General features: G+C 71.1%; 9 protein-coding genes. 6 read left to right on the plus strand and 3 right to left on the minus strand.

Features of this window, described 5'->3' with window-relative positions; all coding sequences use genetic code 11:
* Nucleotides 1-441: 441 nt before the first annotated feature.
* From ACIA8K_RS17025 to ACIA8K_RS17040, 4 genes are all read left to right on the plus strand, one after another.
* Nucleotides 442-3,267, plus strand: coding sequence for a M36 family metallopeptidase (locus ACIA8K_RS17025; RefSeq protein ID WP_396059744.1), 2,826 nt, complete (start codon nucleotides 442-444; stop codon nucleotides 3,265-3,267).
* Between the two features lie 58 nt (nucleotides 3,268-3,325).
* Complete coding sequence (gene pnuC / locus ACIA8K_RS17030) at nucleotides 3,326-3,937, plus strand: nicotinamide riboside transporter PnuC (protein WP_396059746.1); 612 nt, start codon at nucleotides 3,326-3,328, stop codon at nucleotides 3,935-3,937.
* Nucleotides 3,934-4,992 (plus strand): AAA family ATPase, encoded by a 1,059-nt coding sequence (locus ACIA8K_RS17035; protein WP_396059748.1) that lies wholly within the window; start codon nucleotides 3,934-3,936, stop codon nucleotides 4,990-4,992. The genes pnuC and ACIA8K_RS17035 overlap by 4 nt, the downstream gene beginning before the upstream one ends.
* 114 nt (nucleotides 4,993-5,106) lie before the next feature.
* The gene (locus tag ACIA8K_RS17040) at nucleotides 5,107-7,305 is read left to right on the plus strand and encodes a serine/threonine protein kinase (RefSeq protein ID WP_396059750.1); all 2,199 of its coding nucleotides are present in this window, start codon (nucleotides 5,107-5,109) and stop codon (nucleotides 7,303-7,305) included.
* Nucleotides 7,306-7,310: 5 nt separating this feature from the next.
* On the opposite strand, the gene ACIA8K_RS17045 is transcribed toward ACIA8K_RS17040, so the two are convergent.
* Complete coding sequence (locus ACIA8K_RS17045) at nucleotides 7,311-9,224, minus strand: M6 family metalloprotease domain-containing protein (protein WP_396059752.1); 1,914 nt, start codon at nucleotides 9,222-9,224, stop codon at nucleotides 7,311-7,313.
* A gap of 84 nt (nucleotides 9,225-9,308) precedes the next feature.
* On the minus strand, nucleotides 9,309-9,755 hold the full coding sequence (locus ACIA8K_RS17050; RefSeq protein ID WP_396059754.1) for a DoxX family protein: 447 nt from the start codon (nucleotides 9,753-9,755) through the stop codon (nucleotides 9,309-9,311).
* A 264-nt stretch (nucleotides 9,756-10,019) separates the two neighbouring features.
* Here ACIA8K_RS17050 and ACIA8K_RS17055 point away from each other — a divergent pair, with 264 nt between their 5' ends.
* Nucleotides 10,020-13,949 carry a hypothetical protein gene (locus tag ACIA8K_RS17055; protein WP_396059756.1) on the plus strand — a complete coding sequence of 1,310 codons (3,930 nt, stop codon included), beginning with the start codon at nucleotides 10,020-10,022 and terminating at the stop codon, nucleotides 13,947-13,949.
* A 15-nt stretch (nucleotides 13,950-13,964) separates the two neighbouring features.
* Here the strand turns inward: ACIA8K_RS17055 and ACIA8K_RS17060 are convergent, their stop codons facing one another.
* Entirely contained in the window at nucleotides 13,965-15,704 is a 1,740-nt protein-coding gene (locus tag ACIA8K_RS17060; RefSeq protein WP_396059758.1) for an ABC transporter ATP-binding protein, read from the minus strand.
* Nucleotides 15,705-15,799: 95 nt separating this feature from the next.
* Between ACIA8K_RS17060 and ACIA8K_RS17065 the strand changes: the two genes are divergently transcribed.
* Nucleotides 15,800-16,228 (plus strand): MarR family winged helix-turn-helix transcriptional regulator, encoded by a 429-nt coding sequence (locus ACIA8K_RS17065; RefSeq protein WP_396059760.1) that lies wholly within the window; start codon nucleotides 15,800-15,802, stop codon nucleotides 16,226-16,228.
* The last annotated feature ends 35 nt before the right edge of the window (nucleotides 16,229-16,263 follow it).

The raw sequence follows: 16,263 nt of genomic DNA on the forward strand, positions 1-16,263 counted from the left end.
CTGCAACCTGCAGCCGCTTCACCAAGCAGGGGCCGATGCCCGTGCTGCTCTGGCGCTCCGCAAGCACCACGACCAACCAAAACGACTCACCACGCCCCAGCCCTTCCGATCACGGGCCCTCAAACGGCCGGACGCGAATGGGCAACAGAGCCGGCGCCGGTCACGGCCACCCACAGAGTGGGAAAAGGATCTGGGTTTTCGGTCTTCGTGGCCTTTTAGGCCATAGCAGCTTGGATATAACACCGCGCCTTGAAAGCCGCCTGACCAGCGGCGACCCGACCCAGCAGCGCGCCGGCCAGCCACATGGCCTTGTGCCGCCCGCAACGATCGCGTATTCACGCATCTAGATCGCGCAATCGGGTTAGGTGCCCGCGGTGACGTGGGCGAGAGGGGACGATCGTGCGCAGACTCCCACCAAGGATCGGACACACCGGACGGCGGGTGACGGCTGGGGCCGCCGCCCTGATGCTCGGGACCAGCATGTTCGCGGTGTTGCAGCCCGCGACGCCGGCGGAGGCCGGCACCTCGATGCGGGAGGCGGCGCCGCAGGGCGAGCAGGAGCACGAGAGCCTGGATCTGGACAATCGGCGCGGCGTGGTGGCGCCGAATTCACGGCAGCGGAGCGCGGCGCCGGGGGTGCGGTTCAACGCGCTCGGCACGCCGAGCGCGGAGGGGCCGGGGGTCCTGGCCTCCGGGCTGTCTTCGGATCCGGTCGCCGCGGCGCGAGCCTATCTGGCGGATCCGGCGAACGGGTACGGGCTTGAGGCGGCAGCGGTCGGCGCGATGGACGTGGTGTTGCAGCGGGCGATCGGCGCGGGGACTGTGGTGACGCTGCGGCAGCGGTTCGGCGACCTGCCGGCCGGGTTCGACGGGCTGGCGTCGTTGCTTGTCAAGGACGGTGCGGTGCTGCGGGTGACGAGTTCGCTGTCGCGGGACACGTCGGCGCCGGATCCGGCCACGGTCACGAAGGAGCAGGCGGTCGCGACAGTGCTTGCGGACGTGCGGCTGCCGGCCGGGACCGAGACCAGCGTGCAGAGCGTGGCGGTGCCGACGCCTGCGGACGGTCCGCGGGCCGCGTTCGCGGTGACGGCGATCGCGGCGGGCGGGACCCCGGTGGCGGTGACGACCTATGTGGATGCGCGGACCGGAGCGGTGCTGGTCCGTGAGGATCTGGTGGACTACGACTCGGACAATCCGACATGGGCGGTGTTCCCGTCCACGCCGAACCAGCGCAATCAGCGGCAGTTGTGGTGCTTTGAGGCGAAGCCGGGGTGTGCGAGAACTGTCGCGACGGCGGATACCGGCGCGCCGTGGGACGTCGACCCGGTGACCGGCCTGCCGACGTTCACGACGCGCGGCAACTCGGCGGACAACGTGGTGATGTGGGGTGGCGACGCGGCGCCGTTCCCGGCCACGCCGACGACGGACCGCACCTACGTGTACCCGTTCACCGACCAGTGGAAGGCCTCACGCTGCGACCCGGCCGTCTACGCGTCGGCGCAGCGCAACGACGCGGACGCGGCGGTGACGAACCTGTTCGCGATGCACAACCGGATGCACGACTGGTCGTACCACCTGGGCTTCACCGAGTCGGCCTGGAACATGCAGGTGGTGAACACGACCGGGCAGGGGCTCGGTGGTGACCCGGAGAACGGGCGGGCCCAGCAGAACGCGCTCGGCGGCTCGCGGAACAACGCGAACCAGGGCACGCCGCGGGACGGTCTGCCGCCGACCACGAACATGTATCTGTGGCAGCCGATCGCGGGCGCGGCCTACCCGCCGTGCGTGGACGGCGACTACGACATGACGGTGATCGGGCACGAGTACAGCCATGCGATCACGAACCGGATGATCGCCGGGCCGGACACCGGGATCGGCTCGTTGCAGGGCGGCTCGATGGGTGAGTCGTGGAGCGATCTGCTCGCGATGGAGTACCTGTTCGAGAACGGCTTGCGGGCGGCCGGCGACACGCCTTTCGTGACCGGCGCGTACGTGACCGGCAACACCGTCAACGGCATCCGCAACTACGACTCCAGCCGCAGCCCGCTCAACTTCTCCGACATGGCCTACGACCAGGTCGGCCAGCAGGCGCACGCGGACGGCGAGATCTGGACCGCGACGCAGCTGCGGCTGCGCACGGCGTTCCTTGAGGAGTACGGCGACGGGTCGGCGGAGCTGCAGAAGCGCTGCGCGGAGGGGAAGGTCGACATCGGCCGGTGCCCGGGCAACCGGCGCTGGATCCAGCTGATGTTCGACTCGTTCCTGCTGCAGGCGGCCAGCCAGTTCAGCATGCTCGACATGCGGGACAACATGCTTGCCGCGGACCTGGCCCGGTTCGGCGGCGAGAATCAGAAGCTGTTGTGGGACGTGTTCGCGGAGTCCGGCATGGGCCGCGACGCGACAAGCGGCCCGTCGGACGCGCAGCCGGTGCCGAGCTTCGCCTCACCGCAGGCCCGGAACGCGACTGTGACGGTCAAGGCCGCGGCGCCGGTGCAGGTCTTCGTGGGCGACTACGAGGCCCGGGTCACGCCGGTCGCGGACACCGACCCGGCGACGCCGCTCGGCGACACGTTCGAGATCGTGCCGGGTGTCAACTTCGAGTTCGTGGTCACCGGGGCCGGTTACGGGCACCAGCGGCTGTCCCGGTCGTTCCGGGCAGGTCGTTCGTCGACGCTTGAGGTGCGCCTGCCGGAGAATCTCGCCTCGGCGGCGCGCGGCGCCACGGCCAGCGGGCCCGGCGTCAACCTCGACAAACTGATCGACGACACCGAGGGTACGAACTGGGCGTCGACGGACGGGGTGGCCGGCCGTACCGTCACCGTCGATCTCGCGGGCACCGGCCGGCGCGTGATCACGTCGGTAAACGTCAGCGCGCTGCTGCGGCCCGCGATCCTCACCGACGCGGACCCGGCCAACCCGCAGAACCGGTTCACGGCGTTGCGGTCGTTCGCGGTCTGGGCGTGCGACGCCACCCGCGCGGACTGCACGACGGACGCCGGATACCGCAGGGTGTACGTCAGCCCGTCCGACGCGTTCCCGGCCCCGAACTTCCGGCCGACCGCGCCGACCGTCAACCTGCGCAGTTTCCGCATCCCGCCGACGTCTGCCACGCACGTGCGCCTGGAGGTGCTGAGCAGCCAGTGCACCGGCAACCCGCGTTACGCGGGTGAGCAGGACAACGACCCGGCCGCGGGTACGGACTGCGCGACGAACAGCCCGTTCCGCGATCAGGTCCGCATCTCCGAGTTCCAGGTCTACGGACGGTGACACGGTTCCCTCTCCCGGTTATGGTCTTGCATGATCATGCCGGGAGAGGGGACCTGCCGTGCTGCTTGACTGGTTGAACAGCACCGCCGTGACCGCGTTCGGTGCGCCGACGAGCTGGGCGGAGGTGCTCGGGTTCGCCACCGGCGCGCTGTGCGTCTGGCTTGTCGTCCGGCAGCACATCGCGAACTGGCCGCTCGGCATCGCGAACGCGGTGATGCTGTCGCTGGTGTTTCTTGACGCGGCGCTCTACGCGGACGCCGGGCTGCAGGTCGTGTACGTGGTGCTCAACGCGTACGGCTGGTGGCATTGGGCACGTGGCGGCAACGGCGCGACACTGCTGCCGGTGCGGCACACGACCCGGGCGGAGTGGATCGGGCAGGTGGCCGCGGGCGTGCTGATCACCGCCGGGCTCTGCTGGTGGCTTGCGACGCACACGGACTCGACGACGGAGCTGCCGGACGCGGCGACGACCGCACTGTCGCTGATGGCGACGTACGGGCAGTCCCGCAAGCTGCTGGAGAGCTGGTGGCTGTGGATCACGGCTGACCTGATCTACATCCCGCTGTACGGCTACAAAGGGCTGTGGCTCACCGCGCTGCTGTACGTCCTTTTCCTCGGCCTGTGCGTGGCGGGCCTGCGGTCCTGGCGGCGGGCGGTGGTGCCCGCATGACCCGCTTTCCCACAGGCCTGGTGATCGGGAAGTTCTACCCGCCGCACGCCGGGCATCACCATCTGATCTCCGTCGCCGCCGCGCGGTGTGAGGCGGTGACCGTGGTGGTGGCGCCGTCCCGGCAGGAGTCGATCCCGCTCCCCCTGCGCCTTGACTGGCTGCGATCACTCCACCCCGACGTCCACTTCGTCGGGATTTATGATGAGCATCCGGTCGATTATCACAGCGATGACGCCTGGGACGCGCACGTCGCGGTCTTCCGGGAGGCGGCCGGGACCGACCGCTTCGACGCGGTGTTCAGCTCCGAGGACTACGGCGCGGAGCTGGCCCGGCGGTTCCACGCGGTGCACGTGCCGGTCGACCCGCCGCGCGCCACAGTCCCGGTCTCCGGCACCGAGATCCGCGCGGACCCGGTCGCGCACTGGGACCACCTCGCCCCGCCGGTCCGGGCCTGGTTCACCCGCCGGGTGATCGCGGTCGGCGCGGAGTCGACAGGCACCACCACTATCGCGTCCGCGCTGGCCGCGCACTTCCAGGCGCGTGGTGGCGTCTGGTCCCGCACCCGCTGGGTCCCCGAGTTCGGCCGGGAGCTGACCGCTCGCAAGCTGCGCACCGGCCTCGCCATGGCGGACCTGACCTGGGACCGCGCCGACTTCGTCGAGGTGGTCACGGAACAGAACCGGGCCGAGGACGAGGCCGCCGCGCAGGGCTCCCCGATCCTGTTCGGCGACACCGACTCCGCCGCCACCGCGATCTGGGAGCGCCGCTACCTGGGCAGCACCTCACCCGAGGTGCTGAGCGCGGCCCGCCCACCGGACCTCTACCTGCTCACCGACCACGAGGGCGTGCCGTTCGAGGACGACGGCATGCGCGACGGCGAGCACCTGCGGGCCTGGATGACCGGCCTGTTCCGCGCGCATCTCGCGACGTCGGGCGTGCCGGTCGTCGAGCTGCGCGGGTCGCACGAGACGCGGCTGGCGATCGCGGTGGCGGCCTGCGACGCGTTGCTGAACAAGGGCTGGAGCCTCGCGGAGCCGAAGAAACCAGGTAGCTGAGCAGATCGTCCGCATCCCTGCGCAGTGGACGTACGCCCACAAAACGTCATGTCGCACGCGCTAGGCTCTGGCCCCAGCCGCACCCGTGGCCAGAGCCCTGCGAAGGAGCGAGCTGTGAGTGAGCGAGGCGCCCCGCTGCGTTCGGGAGACCCTGCACGGGTCGGCCCGTACGAGATCGTCAGCCGGCTCGGCGCCGGCGGCCAGGGCGTGGTGTTCCTCGCCCGCGACCCGAACGGCCGGCCGGTCGCGGTGAAGGTCGTGCACGCGGAGACGGCCGCGGACGAGGAGTTCCGTAACCGGTTCCGGTCCGAGGTCGCCCGGGTCCGGCAGGTGCCGCCGTTCTGCACCGCCGAGGTGCTCGACGCCGACCCGGACGCGCCCCGGCCGTACCTGGTCACCGAGTTCGTGGACGGCGCCTCGCTCGCGCAGGAGGTCGCGCAGCGCGGGCCGCTCAGCCCGTCGAACCTGCACGCGGTCGCGATCGGCGTGGCGACCGCGCTGACCGCGATCCACGAGGCCGGCGTCATCCACCGCGACCTCAAGCCGCACAACGTGCTGCTCGCGCCCGGCACACCCAAGGTGATCGACTTCGGCATCGCGCGCGCCTGGGAGTCGACCACCCAGCACACCCGGACCGGCCAGATCGTCGGCACCGCGAACTACATGGCGCCAGAGCGCTTCGACGAGTCCGGCAGCCCGGTCACCGCCGCGTCCGACGTGTTCGCCTGGGGCTGCGTGGTCACGTTCGCCGGGACCGGCAGGGCACCGTTCCACGCGGACAACCCGATGTCGATCTTCGGGCGGATCCTGACCCAGGAACCGGACCTGGGCAGCCTCGACGGGCCGCTGCGGGACCTGGTGTCGCGGGCGCTGCAAAAAGACCCGCGGATGCGGCCGACCGCGCGTGAGCTGCTTGACATGCTGCTCAAGGGCGGGCCGCAGCGGGCGCCGCGACAGGTCGCGGAGGCACTGGACCAGCAGCCGGCACTCCGCACGGCGGCGATCGAGCTGCAGAACGCGCCGGTCTTCACGCTGCCCACGGAGACGCCGCCGGAGTCGACGTACATGCCGTCCGCACCGACGTTCTCACAGTCGTCGGCGCCGCCCTACGGTGGCGGACCGGCGTCTGGACCGCCCTACGGTGGCGGGCCGGCGTCTGGACCGCCGTACGGCGGCGGGCCGGCGTCCGGGCCGCCCTACGGTGGCGGGCCGGCGTCTGGACCGCCGTACGGTGGCGGGCCGGCATCCGGGCCGCCCTACGGTGGAGACGCGGCGGCCTTCGGTAGCCAGGCGTCCGCGCCGCCTTATGGAGACCCGGCCGCTGCCCCGCCCTACGGAGGCCCCGCTTCGGGCCCGCCGTACGGACCGTCCTACGCGCCCACCTCCGGCGGTCCCGCGAACCAGACCTCAGGCGCGGGTTACGCCCCTACCTCCGGCGGACCCGGCTACCCGCCGGAGGAGCGGACGCTGTCGATGCAGGCAGTCCCCGCGTTCCCGTCACCGCCCAGCTTCCAAGGCCCACCCGGCATGCAATCCGCGCCTCCGCCCCGCACCGGCGGTGGCCGCAGCCGGGCCGTGGTCGGCACGCTCGTCGTCATGCTGCTGATCTTCCTGGCCGGTGGCGCCGGAATCGTCGCCGCGCACGCCGCCGGCATCTTCGGCGCACACGTCGAGAACGAACGCGAGTACGACGCCGGCACGCCCACCCCGTCGCCGTCCGACGACGCGTTCACGCTGCCGAAGGGCGGCAAGACCGTGGTCGTCGACGCGCTGACAAGTGGCGGCCAGTGGTACGGCACGTACATCGAGGGCGAGGAGGAGTCCGAGTGCGACGTGGTCGACGGCGCGCTCCGGGTCAAGCGGGTCACCCCCGGCACGTACAGCTGCGGCGGGCCTGAGAAGAAGGTCAAGGGTGACCACACCATCTCGGTGACCGCGCGGATCGAGAAGCCCGGCACCTGCCTCGGCATCTGGCTGTTCTGGGAGCAGGCGCGCGCGTACTCGCTGACCGCCTGTGAGAAGTCGTTCCGCCTCGCGGTCGACCGTGAGAACGGCAGCGGCTACATCATCCGCGAGTTCCCGCTCGACGAGGCGCTCCCGCTGAACAAGCCGCTGCACATGCAGGTCCTGGTCCAGGACGACACAGTCCGGTTCGGCCACGACGACATCCTGATCGGCGAGGCAGACCTCCCCGAGGCCGACATCAAGGAGGGCGTCGCCGCGGTCATCGGCATGGTCAGCGCCCCCGGCGACGACTCCCCGCCCTACGGCGCCTCCTTCAACGACATCGAGGTCCGCTCGCTCGACAAGTGACAGGGTCAGCGGCGGGTCCGGCAGCGTTGGGTGACGCTGACGGCCGGGTCGCTCTCCGAGGTGGCGTTGAGGGTCAGGTCGGCGGTACGGGAGGCGCCGCGGGACGCGTCGATCGCGACCGTCACAGTGGTGCTGCCGCCGGCCGAGGTGGTCGTCAGCGCGTGTGGGAGTTCGGCGCGCCAGCCGCGGCCGTCGATCGCGGCGGACAGCCGGTAGACGTCGGTGGCCGCGCCGGTCAGCGTGAACGTGCAGGTCTGCGGCGTGGTCTGGCGGCCCGGCGTCAGTGCGGCGCTGCGGGTGGCCGGGCCGGCGCCGTCGAGCGACCGCATCGCGACCGTGTAGGAGAGCACCCCGCCGGCCGCACGCTGGAGGTCGAGCACGTAGAAGTGCAGCCGGTTGGCCGCGTCCACGTACTCGTACGAGCTGCCGGACCGGGTGCCCGCGTGGAAGAGCGCGTCCGACAGCTGCCGGTAGTCGCCCATCGTGATCATCTGCTTGGTGCCGTCCGGGCGGACGAAGTCGACAAGGCCGAGGTCCTGTGGGTGCGCGTCGACGACCCACTGGAACGGCGCACGGTCCTGGTTCTTGGTCTTGCTGAGCAGGACGCCGTGGTCGGGGGTGAACGAGTCCGCGCCCATCCGGTCGACCACCTCGAGCGTGTAGTTGTCGAAGCCACCGCCGTCGCAGAGCACGTCCGCCGAGACCGAGCAGGCAGGTGACCGGTCGCCGTCGAGCGCGACGGTGATGCCGCTGTAGCCGGACGTGGGCACGGCCCGGGCGGTGACCCGCGCCACGACCAGGCCGGACGCGGTCAGTTCCGCGCGGGACAGCCGGAGCACCTGCGCGTCGCCGATCAGTCCGATCTTCATCTTGTCGCGGATGGTGTGCAGCGAGCCCATCGAGCCGCCGTTGACCGGCGGGATCTGCCAGCGCGTGTGCGGGCCGCCGGGGCCGTTGAACGAACCGCGCGACATCATGCTCCACGGCCCGGTGTAGCTGCGCCGCAGCGGCGTACCGTATGGATTGTTGTAGTTGTCCCCGATGCTCAGCAGATGACTGAGTTCGTGGGCGTAGACGGCCTGGCCGCTGCTCTCGGCCTGGGTGGACGATCCGGCGCCCGCGTTCGGCCAGATGGTGGCCGCGGACGCCCAGGACGTCCAGGGGACGTATCGGGTGGCGGCCGAGTTCGGAAGCGCGGAGTCCGGCGGCCCGAAGTCCTCGGTGACCGCGGCCGCGCCGTCGAAGCGCATCTGGCCGAACTCCTGCCAGGTCGACGACTCGTCCTGCCCGGCGGAGAGGATGAAGACCAGCTCGTAGGAGTCCGCGACCGCGTCGCCGACGTCGGCCCGCCAGGCGCCGAGCCCGTCGGTGCGCAGGTCCCGGTTGCAGGCCTCCCCGGCAGGGCAGGCGCCCGGGTTCATGTCGTTAGTGATTCCGTACTGGCGAGCCGGGTTCGGCATCTGGTACGCGCCGAACGCGGTGAGGTCCACGCCGTACCGGCCGTAGGAGTCCTGCATCCAGTACTCGTGCAGCGTGTGCCCGTGGTTGAGCGTGCCGGGCGTGTTCAGGAAGTCGCGGTAGAACGCGGGCACGTCGGCCCGCGCGATGCCTGACGTGCCCGGCTGCGGATTGCCGAAGATCGTCGACTGCGGCGCCTGGGTCACCACGAACGGCTGGTCCGGGTAGTCGAGCGTGACAAGCGCGATCCGGAAGTTCCGCTCCGAGCCGGTGGCGGGCGGCGCGGCACCGGGCACCGGCACGTAATCGCCCCAGGTCATGGTGTCCGGGTTCTCCCACCGCTGCGGGTCGACGATCCGGAACGGATCCGCGGGCGCGGCCTGCACGGCGCCGGCGGGCACGACGATCAGTGACAGGGCCAGCGTCGCGATGACCGCGCCGGCCGTCCGGGAACGCTTCATCCTTACACCTCTCCACACCCGAGGACCAGGGCCGGGGGTACGAACGGCAGCGCGCCCCCGGCTGGACAACGACTGACCGCTCAGTCAGGAAGTGGCGGGCTGCAGCTCCGGCGCGGCCGCCCGCTCCGGGCGCAGTCGCTTGGCGAGCACCGCGTCAAGCGAGAGCGGGCCGGGCCCGAGCACCGCGATCAGGAAGAACGACCAGCAGAACAGCGCGGCCGACTCACCGCCGTTGGCGACCGGCGCGAGCGCGTCCGGCTGATGCACCATGAAGTAGGCGTAGGCCATCGAACCTGAGCAGAGCAGCGCCGCGACGCGGGTGCCGAGCCCGGCGACGACGAGCGAGCCGGCGACCAGCTGGATCAGGCCCGCGTACCAGCCCGGCCAGGTGCCGGCAGCGATCGCCTCGCCGGTGCCGCGAGCGCCGCCGAACAGGCCGAGCACGCTTGCGGCGCCGTGCACTGCGAAGATCAGGCCGACCACGACCCGAAACAATGTAGTAACCGCTACAGACAGCCTGTCGGACATCATTACTCCCTGATATCTGATCGGTCACTCACCGAATCTCCACAGGATTCCATAGATATCGAGACACGTCGATATCTTATTTCAAGCCGGACCCTCGCGGCGCCGCAGAACAACTATGTGACGACACGGAACGGGCTCCCGTCCGCACGATCGCGGCGGGGCCGATAGGAGCGTCAGGCCAGCTGTTACGTCGATGTGCGTGACCTGAGGTCCGGACCACGATGGCGGTAGATCCGCGTCGGGGGCCGGCACCGTCTGGAGGCGCACATGACATCGCATGCTCTGCGCGGCACAGCCCGCACCGACAGGGTGCCCAAGGGATTCCCACGGTTCATCCGCCGGCCCGGGAACGGACGCGACGGCCAGCAACAGCCGGCGACGCCACTCACCGCACCGGTGTCGGACTACGTCAGCCAGGTCGGCACCGGCCAGGAGAGGGCGTTCCGCTGCCTCACCATCACCGCGCCCCGCGGAGACGGACTCAGCCGGGCCGCCGCACAGGTCGCGGAGACCGTCGCCGGCCATCCCACCCGCCCCCGATTCCGGCTGGTCACAGTGGCGGGACGACCGTCCGACGGCGGTGTGCCACAGATCTTCGGCCTGCTGTCCCGGCGTGCGGTGGCACGGGCGGCGCGGTACGCGGGCGTGCCCGGCACCCGCTGGACGACCCGGCTGGTCAGGCCCGGCACCACAGTGCTGGTGCTGCTCGCCGCGGTCGGCATGACGGCGTTGATCTCCCTGCTGGCGCCGCCCGGAGGCGCCGAGCAACCGCTTGCGACCGCGATCATCCTGGCCGTGCTGGGCGTGACCGCGCAGGTGCTCGTCGGACTCATCCGGCCCGGCGGCCGAATACCCCTGCAGCAGCGGGTCACCACGTGGCTCGAAGGACGCGCCGGCGACGACTACAAGCGGTTCATCGGCGCGCTCGCTGTGGAGCTGGCCGACATCGTCGTGCCGAGGTGCCTTGTGGTGGACGACTTCGGCCTGCTCGACCGGGTCACCCGGGACCTGTTGATCCGGTATCTGCGGGACGGCCACTCCGGCGACAACCGGCCCGAACTGTGGGTGGTGTTCGACCCGGCCGACAGCGAGTTCGACAAGTCCGTCGCGAGCATGGAGCGGGACGCGCGGCTCAACAGACAGGCCCGGCCGTACGGCGTCCGCCGCATCGTCGCCTACGAGCTGCTCCCGCTCACGCCGGAGGAGCGTGCGAGCCTGGCCGACCTCGCCGGTCGCCCTGAGCGGGCCGGATACCGCACGGTCAAGGCGATCCTGTCCGAGTCCGACGACACGCTCGTCGAGTACTTCCGGGAGCAGTTGCCCGCCGGGCAGGAGACCGCGGACCCCGGCCGGTACGCGGCGTTCCAGCTGCTCTATCTACTGTCGCTGGCGAGCGCCAGGGGCAGCAGTGTCGAGCTCCCGGAGCAGCAGCTGCTCCGGAAACTGGCCGAGAGCCGCCAGCGTTCCCACGTTCTTCGCGTGATGCTCGGCGGCCGCACGCCGAGCAGGACCGAACTGTCCCGCCGGCTGGACCTCATGCGGCGCGACTACGCCCGGGTGATCACCGAGGTACGCCGCGGGCCCGACCTGCTGTTGTCGGTGTCCGGCGAGACCGGGCGGACGCTTGAGCGACAGTCGGGCGCGTTCGGCCTGCCGGAGGCGGAGCTCGGGCATCTCTTCTGGGCGCTGTACCGCGACGACAACCACGCGACGACGATCGACGACGCGTTCTGGCTGGGCCGGATGGTCGACCACCTGCTGCGTGCCGCCTCACCTCGCGATCACGAGTCGCTGTTCAAGGATCAGACCGAGGCGCTGGCCGACCGGCTGTTCCAGGCGATCGTGCACGCGGTCGACGACTGCCTGCGCCTGGGACGGCTACGGCAGACCCCGCAGCTGCTGCGCCGTGCCGCTGACCTGCTGACCGAGGACGACCGAAGGGCACGGGCACTGCTGCTCCCGCGCGCCAGGGACGTGTACGCGGTGCTCGCCGACAGCACGGTCCTGCGACTGCTGCCCGAACTGGTCCACGGCGCCGGCGTACCGTGGAACGACGCGCCCCTGCCGTTGCGGTTGTTCGTGGCCGCCACCAGCGCGGACACTCCGGAGCGGGTCTGGCTGCCGGCGTTACGACCCGGTGGCGCGCTCGCCTCGCTGCGCACGGACGCGCAGTTGCGGGGCAGCTGGCTTGCGTTGTCGCTCTGGCCGTTCACCGGCGCGGGCACGCCACAGCTTCTCGCCTCCGAGAGGTCCGCCCTGGCCGAGACCCCCGCCGTGACCCACGAGATCATCACCGATTGCGGCAGGCAACCGCGTGGCCGGCCGGTCGCGGACCTGATCCAGGTATCGATTGGGCTGTGGACCTGGGCGCTGGCCGGTGCACGCGGGCGGTTCACCGACCCGGAGGCGGGTCAGGTGCTCGACGCGCTGGAGACCGTTTTTCTGCTCGCCGCCGAGACCCGTGACCACCGCGTGGCCGGCGATCCGGCCGGCGGCACCGTCGACCTGGTCCGGGAGGGTCTGGCCGAGGAGTTGTTCACGGTCACGGCCGCGGGTGCGGTCGTGGTGCGCCTACGGTGGCCGGATCTCGAGCCGGAGACGGCCGAGGCGATCGACGGCGTCATCGAGGACACGTTCGACGCGCTGGGCATCCGGGTGTCCCGGCGGCCGGACGGCGCCCTGTCACTGCGCGGCGTCGCCGGCAGTCTGCTGGCCCGGATGAGCCTGCTGCAGATGACCTGGCGCGTCATGGGGTACGACGATCTCGCCACCCACCTGAGCATCCGCCGGGTTCAGCTCAACACGCTGCTGCCCTCGGTCACGGAGCGGGGTGACACGGCCGACGGCGCCGAGCGCGCGCTCGTCGAGGACCGGGACCGCGGTGACCTGCTCGGACTCCTCGCGAACCTGGCGACCGCGGAACGGGCCTCGGTCAGCGGTGAGGAGACCGCCGAGGTGCTGGTCCGGGCGATCACCGGCGTCCAGCGCGGTGGCGAGGCGCACGAGGAGCTGCTCGCCGAGCTGTCAATGCTCGCGCTGACGCATGCCTCCGGGTACCGGACCAGCACGGATCACCAGGTCGCCTACCTGCTGGAGCCCTCGGCCGGTACCGCCGGCACCCGGCTCGACCGGCTCCTGTCCACCGTGGACGACGCCTGGATGCCGGATCTGGCGGTGCGGCTCGCGAACGTCGCCGGCGAGGACGACGCGACAGGCGTGGTCGTGGAGGACATCCTCGCCCGTCGCGAGGAGGCGGCCACGGACGACGATGTACGCCGCCGGCTGCGTGAACAACTATGGGTGCTGGCGCTGCGGCGCACCCGGGCCGCGGACCGGGACATCGCGATCGACGACATCCTCGACCGGTGGGCCGGGAACCGGTCCAGCCCCAGTTACGCGTACGTGCTCTTCCTGCTGGTCCCGGCCGACCCGGCCGTCTCCCTGCCGGAACGGCTGCACGACGAGGTCACCGACGTCCTCGACCGCTACGAGGACTACCTGCAGAACACCGGCGTGGTCCTGCTGGCCGCCGACATCGCCCGGCGTTACCCGCACCGCCGGGCCGCTCCGCCGGAATACGACCCGGCACGGTTGCGGATCGTCCTGCGGGAGGGACGGCGCGACCTCGAGCACCTGCTCCCGGTGCATGTCAACATCGAGGTGCTGCGTTTTCTCAGCCGGTACGACCGGGGCGTGGACCATCGCGCCGACCTGGCCTACTGGGACGAACGCCAGCTGCGCCTGATCGAGGAACGGAAACTGGGCGACCTGCTCACCGCCGGCCGCTACGCGCTCCTGCTGCTGACCTACCTGACAATCCTGATCGGGTACGGGCTGCAGGTGCGGACCGTCGACGGGAGCGACGTGGTGGAGGACACCGATCCGGACCGGCTCCGGCACGCCGACACCGAACCACTGCCGGTCGTGGCCGGAAGCACCGTGCTCAGCGCACAGTGGGAGTTCGACGCCGAGGTGCTGTTCGGGACCGCGGAGTGCGGCGGCGCCGAGTTCGACGACGCGCGACGCGACTTCGACAGCGCCGCCCGGGACGCTCTGCCGCGGCTGTTCGGGCTGGTGTCCGAGCTGCCCGACCTCCCTGACCCGATCCGCGCGATCCTGCGGCGCCACCGCACCCTGGTCCGGGATCGTCTCGCCGGCCCGGCCCTCACCGACCCCTCGATGCGCCCGGGAGCGTGACCGGCGGGACCGGCGTCAGGAGGCCAGCGCGGCGTAACGGCCGTTCTCCGCGATCAGGCCGTCGTGCGTGCCGGCCTCGATGATCCGGCCGTGGTCGACGACCGCGATCTGGTCTGCGTCGCGGACGGTGGAGAGGCGGTGCGCGATCGTGATCGTGGTGCGGCCCTCGGCGAGCGTGTCGAACGCGGCCTGCACGGCGCGCTCGGTCTCGGTGTCCAGGGCGGACGTGGCCTCGTCAAGCACCAGCACGCGCGGGTCGCGGAGCAGCGTGCGGGCGATCGCGATGCGCTGCTGCTCGCCGCCGGAGAAGCGGTAGCCGCGGGAGCCGACGACCGTGTCGTACCCCTCGGGGAGGCTTTGGATGTGGTCGTGGATCTGCGCGGCCCGCGCGGCCGACTCGAGCTGCGCGTCTGTCGCGCCCGGCTTCGCGTACCTGAGGTTCTCCCGGATCGTGGTGTGCAGCAGGTAGGTCTCCTGGCTGACCACGCCGACGATCCCGGCCAGGTCGTCGAGGCGCAGATCGCGCAGGTCGACGCCGTCGATGGTGACGCGGCCGGAGTCCGGGTCGTGCAGGCGCGCGATGAGCGACGCCAGCGTGCTCTTGCCGGAGCCGGTCTCGCCGACGAGCGCGAGGCTGCTGCCCGCCGGCACGTCGAGCGTGACGCCGGCCAGCGCCGCGGTGTCGCTGCCCGGGTAGGAGAACGTGACGTCCTCGAGGCGCAGGTGACCCTTCGGGTGGTCAAGCGTCACAGGCGTCGCGGGGTCGGCGACCTCGATCGGCAGGTCCAGATATTCGAAGATGCGGGCGAACAGCGACAGCGAGCTGGTGATCTGCACACCCACGCTGAGCAGGCCCATCAGCGGGCGGAACAGCCCGTTCTGCAACGCGGTGAACGCGACGAGCGTACCGATGCTGATCGCTCCGGCCGTGCCCGGAAGCCCGGCGGACAGGTAGATCAGCGCGGGGATCGCCGCGAAGATGATGCTCATCGTGGCCATCCGCCAGCGGCCGGCCAGCTCGGAGCGCAGCTCCAGGTCGATCAGGCGCGCGGACGACGCGGTGAACCTGGCGATCTGGTTCGCCCCCGCGCCCATGGTCTTGCTCAGGCGCACGCCGCTCACCGACAGCCCTTCCTCGATCGTGACGTTCAGGTCGGCCAGCTCGCGCTGCCGCTCCGCCACGATTTCCCGGCGCATGCCGGCGACCTTGCGGGTGAAGTAGATCGCGGGCGGCAGCACCACGAGCGAGGCGAGGCTGAGCTGCCAGGAGAGCGCGAGCATGGCGACGATCGTGGCGACCGCGGTGGTCAGGTTGGAGGCGACGCCGGCCGCGGTGTTGGTCACCACGGTCTCCATGCCGCCGATGTCGTTGGTGATCCGGGACTGGACCTCGCCGGTACGGGTCCGGGTGAAGAACCCGACGGACTGCCGCTGCAGGTGGCTGAACACGTCCACGCGCAGGCGGTGCATGACCTCCTGCCCCACCCGGGTGGAGATCCAGGTCTGCACCACGCCAAGTGCCGCAGTCACGGCCGCGACCGCGATCATGCCACCGACCAGCCAGGACAGCAGCCTGAGGTCCTGCCGGGGCAGCGCCGCGTCGATCACCTCGCGCAGCAGGAACGGCGACGCCATCCCGACCACGGCCGAGATCACGATGATCCCGGTGACGATCGTCAGCGGCCCGCGGTGCGGGGTGAAGAGACGGGCGATGCGGGACAGCGACACGTCCCGCGCCTTGGCCTTGTCGGCCACGGAGGGCCGATGTTGATCTTTAGGCAATGCGACTCCTATTTATTGAGGTAACCTCATCATGAGGCAACAACCGCATCTGGCGCTACCCTATTCCCGTGTTCTCCACGTCCCCCTCCCCCGCTCCGGACTCGCTCCCCGAGCTGTTCTGGGCCGTCGCCCGCCGACTCCGCCACACCGGCCGCGAAACGCTCGCGCCGTTCTCCATCACGCCCAGCCAGTCCCGGGCGCTCGGCGTGCTCGCCCACCACGGGCCACTGCGGCTGAGCGCGGTCGCGGAACACCTGCACATCGCGCCGCGCTCGGCGACGGAGGTGATCGACGGGCTCGAAGCGCTCGGTTACGCCGCACGCCGCCCCGACCCGGACGATCGCCGGGCCACACTCGTCTCGGTCACCGAGGCCGGCACCGCGGCGGGGCAGGCCATCCAGGCGGCCCGGCTCGCCGAGGCCGACCGCATCTTCGGCGCGCTCGCGGCGGAGGACCGGGCCGCACTGGAGAGGATCCTGCGCGGGCTGCTCGACTAGCTCCGCACCGCGGCGACGGTGTGCCGACGAGGACG

Origin of the sequence: Catenuloplanes sp. NPDC051500, assembly GCF_044454585.1 — a bacterium.
GTDB lineage: Bacteria > Actinomycetota > Actinomycetes > Mycobacteriales > Micromonosporaceae > Catenuloplanes.

Bases quoted from the DNA above. Each gene is read 5' to 3' on its own strand.
- ACIA8K_RS17035 (WP_396059748.1), top strand. From the start codon at position 3,934: ATGACCCGCTTTCCCACAGGCCTGGTGATCGGGAAGTTCTACCCGCCG.
- ACIA8K_RS17045 (WP_396059752.1), bottom strand. From the start codon at position 9,224: ATGAAGCGTTCCCGGACGGCCGGCGCGGTCATCGCGACGCTGGCCCTG.
- ACIA8K_RS17050 (WP_396059754.1), bottom strand. From the start codon at position 9,755: ATGATGTCCGACAGGCTGTCTGTAGCGGTTACTACATTGTTTCGGGTC.
- ACIA8K_RS17055 (WP_396059756.1), top strand. From the start codon at position 10,020: ATGACATCGCATGCTCTGCGCGGCACAGCCCGCACCGACAGGGTGCCC.